The organism is Haloarchaeobius iranensis (assembly GCF_900103505.1).
Classification (GTDB): Archaea; Halobacteriota; Halobacteria; order Halobacteriales; family Natrialbaceae; genus Haloarchaeobius; species Haloarchaeobius iranensis.
The window spans coordinates 1-11125 of record NZ_FNIA01000042.1; the positions used below are offsets into that span (position 1 = coordinate 1).

An 11125-nucleotide genomic window follows, 5' to 3' on the forward strand; every position below is an offset into this window, starting at 1 on the left:
TTCGATCAGCGTTGCTTGACCAGTAGCGACGACTCATCCCAACAGAACAGGTGTCTCAGGTCAGGCTAACTGGCGATGCTTTGTGAGGTACTGATGTTCGTTCGTCTGGACCGGCTCGCCGTTCACCCGGACGATACCGGTCGTCCAGTCCGTGCTGATCGGCGCACCCGTCTCGTTGTCGCGGAGGGTGACCGCCAAAGTCACGTTATCCTCGCTCACCTCGACGACATCGACGGTCAGATTCCGTGTGGCGAGGTCGACCCGGTCGAGTTCGCCCAGCGACCGCTCGACGGTTACGCCACGAACGAGGCCGTGGACTACGACTGGCGTCTTCCGCGACGACCCGTCGTCACGGACGGCGATACGGTCGCTCGAGGTGAACTCACCCGTGGCGACGTCGAGGTCGATTGACTCGGGAAGCGACGGTGCAGGCGCGGTATGGCCGTCGCTGGCCAGCACGTCGACCGATCCCTCCGTGGCTGTCTCCGGGCCACGAGACTGCGGGGATGGGAACGCATGCACCTGCAACGGGACCGACGGCGAGACGACGGTGATGGAGTGGTTCCACGCCTGCCAACGCTCCAGTGTGTCCCAGTCGGAATCCCGGGCGGAGTAGAACCCCCACGAGCCGCTCACTGAGCCGTTCTCGAGCGCGAAGCCCTGCCACGGCTGCGGTGAGGTGACCCCGACGCCGAGGTCGCCGTTCGGATACTCCACGGCACGGACGGACGCGACCAGCTCGTACGCGGTCACGTCCGTCGAATCACGGACTGAAATCGTCTCGACGTGCGTGGTCGCGTTCCGGACCCAGACCTCCTCACACGTCGACTCGTTGTCCGGGTCCGTACAGTGCTCGACGCGGGTCTCGACGAGTTCCTCCAGCGTGACCGTGATTTCCGCGTCGACGGTGAGCATGTGCTCGGTCCCTGGCCGTTCGTTGAGTTCCGCGTACGTGAGCGTGGGAGTCGCAGTCCCCTCGACCGTATCGACCGTCGTGTTGTCGATGCGGAGTGCGACTTCGCTCTCGGTATCGAGGACGCTCCACGTCTTTCGCTCGTCGCTCGTGTTCGTCGACGGAGGCAGGTCGACCCGATAGTCGAGCGTCGCGAACACCGTCCCGTTGGGCGCGACGTACAGCGACGTCTCGTTCGGGGAGAGGTGTGCCCTCGTCGACGGCGAGATGGCGAACGTCCGGACGTATGCGTCTCTGACGAAGACGCCCCGCGAAGTAGCTGTGTTCTCGGGAACCGCCGACGTTCGCCAGTCGGTCTCGGGGAACTCCGCGTGGTCGCCCTCGTTCCACTGGTCGACCGCACGCGGTGGTGCGTCGAATGGGATGTCGACGTACGCGGCCAGCTCACCCATTGCCGAGGAATCGGCAGGGATGCTCCCGTTATCCGGGTCCCCCGACCAGAGCCTGTCGAACGTGGTCTCGTTCACACCGTGGTCCGGTTCCGTGGGCGGCCCACTGGTGGGTGCGATGCTGCTTCCGGTGACGGCGAATGCGAGCATGGTCATCGTGAGGACGGTATGGAACGCTAGAACGCGCAACTCGTGCCCCCCGCGACGACGTGGTTCATGATGAACTGGATGATCACCGTCGCCAGTGGCGCGACGATGATGCCCCAGACGACGCCCTGGGTGCGCATCTCCTTGAGCTCCTTCTTCAGGTCGGATCGGCGGATGACTGGCATCGACACCGTTGCGCCGAGTGCGAGAAAGCCACCGATGAGCGGGCCGCCGAACTGGATGACGGAGAACGCGTTCCGGATCGTCTCCGCCATGTCGCTCTCGCAGAACTCGGCACCCGGGCCCTGTGCGATCGCCGGTGACGTGAAGAGGGCGAGTGCGAGTCCACCAAGGACGACCCACTTGAAGCAGGTGGTGAGGCGAGCGATACGTGTCACTATCCGTGTCTCTGGTGCGGACATTGGTTGCTGGGGAAACACGTCTCTGCGCATGTCCTGTCAACACGGAGAAGACAAGCAGCGGCGCGGCGTGTTTCTTACCTATAACCTATAGCAATCAGTATTAAAACTACCTAGTTTTGTGCGGAAATAATCGGTGTCCCGGAGAGGAGAGGTTGGGCTCCCCGCAGCCAGTCGTGGCTGGTGACTGTCGAGACCGACAGCAAGCGACGCCCACGGAGCGATGAACTGTGGAATGATACCCGGTGATAGCCCATGTTCGTGCAACCAACAAATCCATACTTCCTGCTGCTTGACGATTGTACATGACTACTGATTCCGGGGGCGACAGCCACCGATTCGTGTACCCGGACTCGGAACCCATCGATCTCATCCACGTCGACGACGACCCACAGTTTGCAACCCTCGTTTCGACCTTTCTCGAACGACAAGGCGACCGGTTTCGCATCCAGACAGAGACGGACCCGGAAGCGGCACTGTCGACGATTCGAGACGACGCGACCGACTTCGACTGCGTCGTCAGCGACTACGACATGCCTGGGCTGGACGGCCTCGAGCTCCTCGAGCAGCTCCGAACGGACTACCCGGACCTGCCGTTCATCCTGTTCACCGGCCACGGCTCCGAAGCGATCGCGAGCGAAGCGATCACCGCTGGCGTCACGGAGTACCTGCAAAAGGGCGGTGGCACTGAGCAGTACACCGTGCTCGCCAACCGGGTCGAACAGGTCGTCGAGCGGTACTGGGCCGAGCGCTACGCCGACCACGCACGACAGGCCATCGAGACGGCACAGGGAGGCATCAACATCCTCGACAAAGACGGCTACATCCAGTACGTCAACGAGGCGTGTGCGGAGCTCCTCGGGTACGAGCGTGAAGAGCTACTCGGCGAGCACTGGGAGATTCTGTACCGTGAAGAAGATATCAAAGGGGTCTACGACGTCCTGTTACCGGAGGCCCGACAGGGACAGTGGCAGGGCCAGACAACGTACAAGCGTAAGGATGCCAGTGTCATCGAGACGAACCACACACTCACCGTCAGCGGTGACGGCTCGCTCATCTGCACGTTCTCACCCGTCGACGACCCCGCCACGGAGCGAGAGCTCTCGCTCCGAACGCGCGCGATGGACGAAGCACCCGTCGGGATCGTCTTGATCGACCCCCACACCGATGGAAACCCGATCACGTACGCGAACGACCGGTTCACCGAACTCAGCGGCTACGACAGCGCCGACGTCATGGGGCGCGACTGGCTCTTTCTGGAGGGTCCGGAGACGAGCGACGAGGCCGTCGCCGAACTCCGCTCTGCCATCCAGGAGCGTCAACGAGCCACCGTGGAGCTGCGAAACTATCGGGCGGACGGGACGGTGTTCTGGGACCGCGTCCGGGTTGCACCTGTGTTCGATTCCGACGGCGAGCTGGCACGCTTCGTCGGCTTCCACGACGACGTGACGGAGGGAAAGACCGCTGAAGAACAGCTCCGGTCCAGTCGGGCTCGGCTCGAAGCGCTGTTCGAAGGCTCGCCAGACATGATCATACTCCACGACGCCGAGGGCGTCATCCAGGACGTCAACCCTGAGACCTGCAGGAAACTCGGGTACACGCAGTCCGAACTCGTCGGGCAGACGGTGTGGGACATCGACGCGACCGCCGACAGGGACCGCGCGATATCGTTCTGGGACGGCCTGGAAACGAACTGTCCGCGACGGTTCGAAGCCGAGCTCCGGCGGTCCAATGGGGGGACGATTCCGGTCGAGGTCCACCTGATCCGGCTCGACCTCGATGGCGAGGACCGGTTCGTGGCGATGGATCGCGACATCACCGAGCAACGGGCGCGCAAGGACGAGCTCCTCCAGCAGAACGAACGCCTCGACCGCTTCGCGAGCGTCGTCAGCCACGACCTGCGGAACCCGCTCCAGCTCGCCCAGGGCCGTCTCGAACTCCTCAGCGACGAGTGTAAGAGCGAGCACACAGACGACATCGAGTACGCGCTGAACCGGATGGACGACCTCGTCGAGAACCTGCTCACCCTGGCGCAACTGGGTGACGAAGCGATGGAAATCGAGCAGGTTGCACTTTCAGCGGTCGTCCGGAACTGCTGGGAGACGGTCGACACACGAGAGGCGACCCTCGTCGTCGAGACCGAGCGTTCCGTGGATGCAGACCCGGACCAACTCCAGCAGCTGTTCGAGAACCTCGTCCGAAACAGCGTCGAGCACGGCGGAATGGACGTCACCGTGACTGTCGGCGACACCGATACCGGGTTCTACGTTGCAGACGATGGACCGGGAATCCCGGAGTCCGAGCGCGAGAAGGTGTTCGAGGCGGGCTACTCGACTGCGGATGCGGGCACTGGCTTCGGCCTGGACATCGTCGAAGAGATCGTCGCCGCGCACGACTGGACGGTTCAGCTCACCGAGAGTGCTGAGGGTGGGGCGCGCTTCGATATACAGACCGATACCGAGTAACCAGTCCACCCACGGCTCGGTCGATGGCTGTCGCCTTGCATACCTGCGAACTGACCGCGAGAGCGACAGCGCTGCGCCTGGGTTGTGGGCACGGAAACGTATGGGAAGAGGGTGTCGTGGGGTGCTCCGACCGTGGACAGACCCAAACGGCCCATCCAATTCATGTTGGTCATTCACAATCAAAAAGTTTGTTGGCTGTCATACAAAGCTCTGTGTGAGAAACGTGTAACCGACTCGCAAACAGTGAATCGAGGCTAATCACCCGAGGTACAGTGGTTGACGGCGGAAAAACGCCACAGCTATCGAGACGTCACAGACCGCGCTAATTTAATCAAAATTGATATATAATGGTCGTCAGTCGGGAATGGGCAGATGCATCGGGACCACAGCGTAGGACTTCTCCGGTACTCTACTCGTTCCAACGGGCGTGCGCCAAGCGCATTGTGCTAAGGGTAGTCATTTCACGGTACCGGCCTGCGTTCAACTGGTACTGCGGGCAACGAAAGTCGGTGTCGAGCCCGTGCTATCCCGTCTCGGCGCGGATCTCCGCCGCTCGCAAATTCAGTCGACGAAGGATCTGCACGCGCTGCTGATGCGCGTTCTCGTAGGCCACGCAGGCCTGGAGTGTCTCCAGATCGTCGATGGTTGCGATTCCAGCGTCGACGAGTCGGACGTCCGCTGGCTCCAGTCGCTGTGCAGGCCTTAACTGTTGCGACGTCATGCTCTCTACTCTCCTCAGTAGTGCACGTCGGCCGGGACGATCCACAGCTCGCTCGCATCCAGCACACGTTCGAGATGTTCGGGATCGCGAATCCCGTCCCCATGTCGGTCGTAGAGGTACAGTGAGGGACCCTGATACGCCCCGAGGGTGTAGCAGGCGTGACGAACCAGGTTCCGGTCGCGCATCACGTCCTCGGTGCTGTACTCACAGATCGACTCGCGAATCTTCTCGAGGTTGCGTTCGAACTCGGCGACGGTTGCGGTCCAGCCGCGTTCGAGGAGCGCCTGCCCCTCGACTGAATCGATGCGAGCTGCAACCGGCAGGTCGCCCCACCGGTCTCGCCCGGCCGTCGCGTGGCCGTCCATGTCGAACGTCACGTAGTAGTCGAAGACAGCCGCGTCGTGTGGCGTCGCCCCCACGAGCTGGTCGAACGTCATCGACGCGTCCGCGAGCGCGCTGTCTTCGGTCGGTGCCTCGACGAGTGCGTATATCAACTGGTGCATTGTCGAACCTCACCAGCACGCCGTCAACCATAGGGCCGATCAGTCGCGCTGGCACCCGGTGCCAGCGCCACAAACTGGCTGCGGTCGCTCAGTCGGACAACGACTCGTTCTCGAACTCTCGTTCACCGTCCCGGAAGCACGGCCAGCAAGGGACGCCGTCCGGAAGCTCGCTACAGTCACAGTCATCCTTATCAGCAGATGCAGCATCCGAGTGCTCGACTGGTACCAGACCGCCGTCGGTCGCGACAGTATTCCGTCGTGCAGCACCGAGGACCGGGCCTCTAATCGCGACGGCGACGCGGTGCTTGCACGCACCATCGAACCGCTCGTCGGCGGGACAGCTACACGACGCGGGCAGTCCATCAGTGACCCGGACCAGATACCGATGTTCGGTAGGGTCGGCGTGGCTGCAGTTGGTCACGAGCACGCCCTCGGGCACGAGCGCGAACTCGAAGGCTTCGTACTCGGCGCGCCGACGCACGCGCTTGCTGAACTCGAGTCTCGTCAGTGGATGCGGTTCGTTGGTGGAAATCAGTACTCACCTCACCCCACAGGTGAGGATAAACGCAGATTGCGGCTACTCGCTAGAACCCGCAAGAAACGCCCGAAGAGATTAATGAGCAGACGGATTTCACTCCGCTATGCCGAACCCACTCTTCTCGACGTACACACAGGGCGAAAACCGAGTGACTTCAACGCTCGTTGCAGTCCTGGAGCACATCAACAACCAGCTGGCCGAGGATATTCTCGAAGCCCTCACCGATGAGTCCGACCTGTCACTCGTCTCGTTCGAAAACCAGGTCACAGGTGTCGACTCCGTTCCGGATGCTGCGATTCGAAGTTCGACGGCTCTCTGGTTCGAGACGAAAACCAGCCGGGATAGTGTCGACCGGGAACAACTCGAAAGGCATCTCCAGGCACTCGACGAGGACGCAGCGGAGCTACAGCGTCTCATCGTCTTGACTCCAGACTCTACTCTTCCCGAGGTGGTCACAGAGATCGGGGACGAACGCATCGTCTGGGCAAACTTCGACGGGCTCCTCGACACAATCGAATCGGTTCTCGAACGGGATGTCGGGAATGCAGAGGCAAGCATGTCCGTTCCGACAGAACGTGAGGCATTTCTGCTGCGAGAGCTCAGCCGCTTCCTCTACGACGAGGACCTCGTCAGCGGGAAAGAAGATAGAGTGCTGTTAGTGGCTGCTCGAAAAGCGTGGCCGGAGTACGAACAGCATGGACTCTACTTCTGTCAGCCGAATCGTTCGTTCAAGCCTGTCGACCATCTCGCGTTCTATACGGACGGTGAAATCAAGACCTCCGTCCCCACGGTGACTGGCACAATCGAGAGTATCGAACTCACTGGAGATACCGCTCGTAGCCACCCTGAACTCTCACAATCACAGCGAGAGCAACTTCTGGACGCGGTCGAACAGTTTCGAGAACAGAATGCTGAACGGTATGGTGAAACAGAGAAGGTGCTGTTCCTCGAGGAGGGTATCGAACTTGACCGTCCGGTAGTGAATGATAAAACCGCCAGGGACTCGGATCGACGTGTTGCCTTTGTTCAGGGCCACCGTTACGTCTCGTTCTCCAAACTCCGCGAGAATCCTGAATACACGACTGCACTGGAGGATGGAGATTGAGTATACAGACCCGTGCGTTGGCTGTTTGAGTAGCTAGCTGTACACTACCTCCTCATTACAACTCGATACCGGCGAGCCGCTCACGGTGGTTCCTGACCGTCGCGGTCGACGTGTTCGCCGCTGCGGCGACCTCTCGCTGGGTCAGCCACTGCGAGCGCTGGCCAGCCCTGTACAGACAGGCCGCAGCGAACCCGGAGGGCTGGACGCCGTTGGTCACACCCGCGCGCTCGGCCTCTCGAGCGAGTTCCAAGGCACGTTGGTGGAGCCCATTTGGAACGTCCAGGTCCGACGCGAGGCGTGGAACGAACTCGCTGGGGATCATCGGCTTCGCTGGGAGCTTGAGCTCGACGTTGAGCGTCTTATACGAGCTCTGCACTCGATCGTGCTCGACACGGGCGACGCCGGCGACCTCGTCGAGTGTCCGTGGAAGCCCATTGCATCGAGCTACAGCGTAGACACACGCCGCTGCCATCCCCTCGATGGACCGACCGTGCAGCAGGCCCTCGGATTGGGCCGTCCGGAACAGCGAACACGCCTGGTCACGGATCGAATCGCCGAGGCCGAGTGCGCCGGTCATTCGGCGAATCTCGGTGAAGCCGTGCATGAGATTCCGGTCGGCTTTGGTCTCGTACCGCCCACGGGAGTGCTCGCGGCGCAGCCGGGAGAGCTGCCTTCGCTTCCGGTTCGAGAGCCCGTTCCCGTTGCTGTCGGTGCCGTATCCGATCGTCGTCGAGAGCCCACGGTCGTGATGCGCAGCGGTCATGGGCGCACCCGACCGACGTCGCGTGTCCTCGTCGAACGAGCTCCACTCGGGGCCACGGTCCAACCGTCGTTCCCTGACGATGAGACCGCAGTCCTCACAGGCATGCTCGTTCCCCGCAGCAATGATTCGTCCCTCGCATTCCGGACAGGCGTTCGCGTGCTGGTCGAGCGGGACGTCTTCGTCGAACGTTCGTGGATAGATGTCGCTAACAGGCATTTTCTGTAGTCCTCCGGGAGCGCCGCCGACTCGACGACACCCCTCACCCCTCAGGGGTCGATAAACTGCGTTGCGAGAGCGTAACTGAACCAGAACGGAGGTGGACAGAGGTCATTATCTCGAAAATCATTATTTAGATAATGACCTCGTCGACGATGCCGGCGAGGACGAATCAGTGTTCAGTCTCGCAGATATCGGCGAACTGCTCTCGTTGCGACTGGAAGGACATCGTCAGGACGAATCCAGCAACGAAAGACCCCTACCGAACCGACTACGATGTATCGAGCAAGGACCGGGCACGCTCAACGTAGCTGTTGGCCTCCCAGCTCCGTTCCTCACTGATCTGGTCGAGGAGTTCGAGTGCGTCCGTCGAAGCGTAGGCCCCGGTTCGAACCTGCACGGAGAGGAGTGTCGGCGTCGTCACGAGTCGAGTCTCCGCCAACGAGGCGTGGATCAACCCGATTCGATTGAACTCATCACAGAGCAGCAGTTCTGCACCAGTCTCGTTCGCGAGGGTCACAGCCGCGTTCTCGCCGTCGTCGAGCGGGAACGTGGCATCGAGGGCAACGGACTGTATCGCCACGTCGGTGGTCCGGTCGAGGACGGCTGATGCCGCCTGTCCATGTGGATCTTCGTAGGAGGCGACATCCTCCAACTCGTCGACGACCACCTTCGGGAGCAACACCTCGTACGCACCCAGGCACTGCGAGAGCGGGTCGGGCGCTGCGCCAGCGACGATGCCGAGGCTCACGAGACTGGAGGTATCCGCAACGAGCACCGTCATCTAGAGGTCCGCTACGTCGTCGACGTAGCCCTCGTCTAGTTGTTGTTTCAGCACGCGGAAGTTGGCCGCCTCCTCGGCACCGACCAGTGCTTTGAGCTGCTCGAACGAGATCTCCCCGTCGTAGTACGCAGCCGCGATCTCCTGGGTGATTGCATCGTCGTGAGCCGCGTCCTGCAGGTACTCGCGCAGCGCGGTGACGAGGATGTCCGTTCGATCCTCTCCGAGGACCGCCGCGAGCGCGTCCGTTCGGTCGATCAACCGGTTCGGAGCCCGGAACTGGACGCGCTTCTTATCGGAGCTCATCATGTGTACAGTGTGAGCCAGAAACCTTAGCCGTTTTCGTGTGTACGATGTGAGCCACCGAGTGGGCTGTCTCCACGGTCATTGCTCCGTATCGACCGCACCGATGATTTCCCGAGCGGTCCCGACGATGCGCTCTAATCGCTCCTGAATCGTCTCGGCGGGTTCACCATCCCACGCGGCGACGTAGAGCGCACTCCGCGAAGCGTCGAGGCCGAAGTACTGCGAGACCACGTAGGCCGTGCTCTCGGCCTCGACCTCGCGCTTCTCGCGTTCGTCAGCGTCGTCGACGTCGAAGTGAAGCAGGGCGTGTGCGTACTCGTGGGCGAGGACGCTCGCGACCTGGGCGTCGTTGTCGTCGTCACGGACTTCGACGAGCAGTGAGCAGTCGTACGTACTCCGTTCGGTACAGACACCCGCTGCACTCCCGTGGGACCACTCCTCGGGAGGGACGATGTTCACACGGACGCCGAGTTCCGGTGCAACGTCGAGGAGCGCCTTTAGCAGCTCGTCTTCGTTCCCATCACCACGTGCCTCCGTATCGAGATCGGGCAGTGGCTCGCCCTCGGTCTGGGAGACGTCGAACACGGGAACCGGCTTGAACCCGACCAACCCCTTCTCCCACTCGTCAGGTGGTGTCTCCTCGTACTCACAGTTGCTGCTGGCGTGGTAGGACTGCGAGTTTCCACATTCTGGACACCGCTTCGCGATGATGGGTGCCCAGATCCAGATCGCCGACTCACCATTCGAGACGTGACGGTCGAACTCGTTCTGCCACGTGTTGTAGCCCGCGACTTTCGTCGCCTCAGGACACTGGTGCTTGATCAACAGCGTGTTCCGGTAGGAGTAATCGTGGAATCGCGACTGGACGTCCAGCCACTCCTGGAGTTCTGCACTTGCTCTCGCTTCGTCCGACAGCTCGGCGAACTGCTCGATCCAGGCTTCGAGCGAGTCGTGCATCTCGTCGCGACGGCTGTCCGAGTCGTCGAACAGCGTTCGGCACGTCTGGGAGTAGTGGGTCTCGGTACTATCGGTCTGAGTTCTCTCGCTGGACATCGAAACTCTCCGGGGGAGTATTTCGGTCTCCCCCACCCGACAGGGGAGCAATAAACGTGCTCGGTAGCGACGAGTCGAAGGAACCTCAACACACGACTGCAGTAGTGTCGGGCAAGCAGTCGCATCCGCTCCTCGGTGATATCGTCAGCCCGACCCAAGCCACGGCCGGATGCCGGTGGTTGCCTGCGGTGTCGTCCTGCTGCAGTTGGACGCGCTCCCGTCGAATGTCCGGAGTGCGACGGCGGAGCGTCCGAATCTCACTTCGCGCCCCGCAACTTCGACTGCTCCCGGAGAAAGGACTATACTCTCCCTGTTTGACAGACAGTGTGTGCCAGCGGACTCTTCGCAGGCCCAAGGGGAGGATCTCGAAGGCCTTCTGGAGATATACGGTCAACTCCGGCAGGAGATTCGGGCTCACGGGCTGTGTTGAATCACTAGACGGCGTCGAGATGGGTCGCTAAATCAAAGGAGTTGAAGCGGAGAGATTCGGTTACCTATGACACAAATCTCCCGCTTCACTGGTGAGATTGTGCCGATAGCCCAAGTTGTTACCGGTGATGGAGACGAATCCGCCGCCCCGGAAGGTGGCGGCGGATTCGCCGACTATGCCCTCGTTTCCCTCCACTGTCTGCGGATTTACCTCGATACGTCCTACCGAATGACGATTGACCTGCTGAAGGAGATGCCACAAATAACCGGGGAGATCGGCCTCAGCAAGGCCGATCTCCCCGCTCCATCCACGTTGT

At 61.5% G+C, this 11125-nt stretch carries 11 protein-coding genes and 1 pseudogene; 3 read left to right on the forward strand and 9 right to left on the reverse strand.

What is annotated here, in order from left to right; genetic code table 11:
- Positions 1-60: 60 nt before the first annotated feature.
- Together BLT27_RS18215 and BLT27_RS18220 are read right to left on the reverse strand one after the other, a co-directional pair.
- On the reverse strand, positions 61-1518 hold the full coding sequence (locus BLT27_RS18215; RefSeq protein WP_139172415.1) for a DUF8186 domain-containing protein: 1458 nt from the start codon (positions 1516-1518) through the stop codon (positions 61-63).
- A gap of 20 nt (positions 1519-1538) precedes the next feature.
- Positions 1539-1907 carry a hypothetical protein gene (locus tag BLT27_RS18220; RefSeq protein WP_089736479.1) on the reverse strand — a complete coding sequence of 123 codons (369 nt, stop codon included), beginning with the start codon at positions 1905-1907 and terminating at the stop codon, positions 1539-1541.
- Positions 1908-2233: 326 nt separating this feature from the next.
- Between BLT27_RS18220 and BLT27_RS18225 the strand changes: the two genes are divergently transcribed.
- Positions 2234-4393 carry a PAS domain S-box protein gene (locus BLT27_RS18225; protein WP_089736482.1) on the forward strand — a complete coding sequence of 720 codons (2160 nt, stop codon included), beginning with the start codon at positions 2234-2236 and terminating at the stop codon, positions 4391-4393.
- Positions 4394-4916: 523 nt separating this feature from the next.
- On the opposite strand, the gene BLT27_RS18230 is transcribed toward BLT27_RS18225, so the two are convergent.
- The 3 genes from BLT27_RS18230 to BLT27_RS18240 all read right to left on the reverse strand — a co-directional run bounded on the left by BLT27_RS18230 (position 4917) and on the right by BLT27_RS18240 (position 6098).
- Positions 4917-5114 carry a DUF8129 domain-containing protein gene (locus BLT27_RS18230; protein ID WP_089736484.1) on the reverse strand — a complete coding sequence of 66 codons (198 nt, stop codon included), beginning with the start codon at positions 5112-5114 and terminating at the stop codon, positions 4917-4919.
- Positions 5115-5128: 14 nt separating this feature from the next.
- Positions 5129-5617, reverse strand: a complete 489-nt coding sequence (locus BLT27_RS18235) for a DUF7995 family protein (RefSeq protein WP_089736486.1) — start codon at positions 5615-5617, stop codon at positions 5129-5131.
- An 88-nt stretch (positions 5618-5705) separates the two neighbouring features.
- Positions 5706-6098 carry an SWIM zinc finger family protein gene (locus tag BLT27_RS18240; RefSeq protein ID WP_089736488.1) on the reverse strand — a complete coding sequence of 131 codons (393 nt, stop codon included), beginning with the start codon at positions 6096-6098 and terminating at the stop codon, positions 5706-5708.
- 160 nt (positions 6099-6258) lie between these two features.
- Here BLT27_RS18240 and BLT27_RS18245 point away from each other — a divergent pair, with 160 nt between their 5' ends.
- Positions 6259-7260, forward strand: coding sequence for a hypothetical protein (locus BLT27_RS18245; RefSeq protein WP_089736490.1), 1002 nt, complete (start codon positions 6259-6261; stop codon positions 7258-7260).
- Between the two features lie 55 nt (positions 7261-7315).
- Here BLT27_RS18245 and BLT27_RS18250 read toward each other — a convergent pair whose 3' ends face one another.
- From BLT27_RS18250 to BLT27_RS18265, 4 genes are all read right to left on the reverse strand, one after another.
- On the reverse strand, positions 7316-8239 hold the full coding sequence (locus BLT27_RS18250; RefSeq protein ID WP_089736492.1) for a transcription initiation factor IIB: 924 nt from the start codon (positions 8237-8239) through the stop codon (positions 7316-7318).
- 271 nt (positions 8240-8510) lie between these two features.
- Complete coding sequence (locus BLT27_RS18255; RefSeq protein ID WP_089736494.1) at positions 8511-9023, reverse strand: PIN domain-containing protein; 513 nt, start codon at positions 9021-9023, stop codon at positions 8511-8513.
- Positions 9024-9326, reverse strand: a complete 303-nt coding sequence (locus tag BLT27_RS18260) for a hypothetical protein (protein ID WP_089736497.1) — start codon at positions 9324-9326, stop codon at positions 9024-9026.
- 78 nt (positions 9327-9404) lie between these two features.
- Positions 9405-10379 (reverse strand): M78 family metallopeptidase domain-containing protein, encoded by a 975-nt coding sequence (locus tag BLT27_RS18265; RefSeq protein ID WP_089736496.1) that lies wholly within the window; start codon positions 10377-10379, stop codon positions 9405-9407.
- 496 nt (positions 10380-10875) lie between these two features.
- Here BLT27_RS18265 and BLT27_RS18270 point away from each other — a divergent pair.
- Positions 10876-11125: pseudogene (locus BLT27_RS18270) on the forward strand (IS5/IS1182 family transposase); the annotation flags it as partial.

Bases quoted from the DNA above. Each gene is read 5' to 3' on its own strand.
- BLT27_RS18215 (WP_139172415.1), bottom strand. From the start codon at position 1,518: ATGACCATGCTCGCATTCGCCGTCACCGGAAGCAGCATCGCACCCACC.
- BLT27_RS18225 (WP_089736482.1), top strand. From the start codon at position 2,234: ATGACTACTGATTCCGGGGGCGACAGCCACCGATTCGTGTACCCGGAC.
- BLT27_RS18230 (WP_089736484.1), bottom strand. From the start codon at position 5,114: ATGACGTCGCAACAGTTAAGGCCTGCACAGCGACTGGAGCCAGCGGAC.
- BLT27_RS18235 (WP_089736486.1), bottom strand. From the start codon at position 5,617: ATGCACCAGTTGATATACGCACTCGTCGAGGCACCGACCGAAGACAGC.
- BLT27_RS18245 (WP_089736490.1), top strand. From the start codon at position 6,259: ATGCCGAACCCACTCTTCTCGACGTACACACAGGGCGAAAACCGAGTG.
- BLT27_RS18250 (WP_089736492.1), bottom strand. From the start codon at position 8,239: ATGCCTGTTAGCGACATCTATCCACGAACGTTCGACGAAGACGTCCCG.
- BLT27_RS18255 (WP_089736494.1), bottom strand. From the start codon at position 9,023: ATGACGGTGCTCGTTGCGGATACCTCCAGTCTCGTGAGCCTCGGCATC.
- BLT27_RS18260 (WP_089736497.1), bottom strand. From the start codon at position 9,326: ATGAGCTCCGATAAGAAGCGCGTCCAGTTCCGGGCTCCGAACCGGTTG.
- BLT27_RS18265 (WP_089736496.1), bottom strand. From the start codon at position 10,379: ATGTCCAGCGAGAGAACTCAGACCGATAGTACCGAGACCCACTACTCC.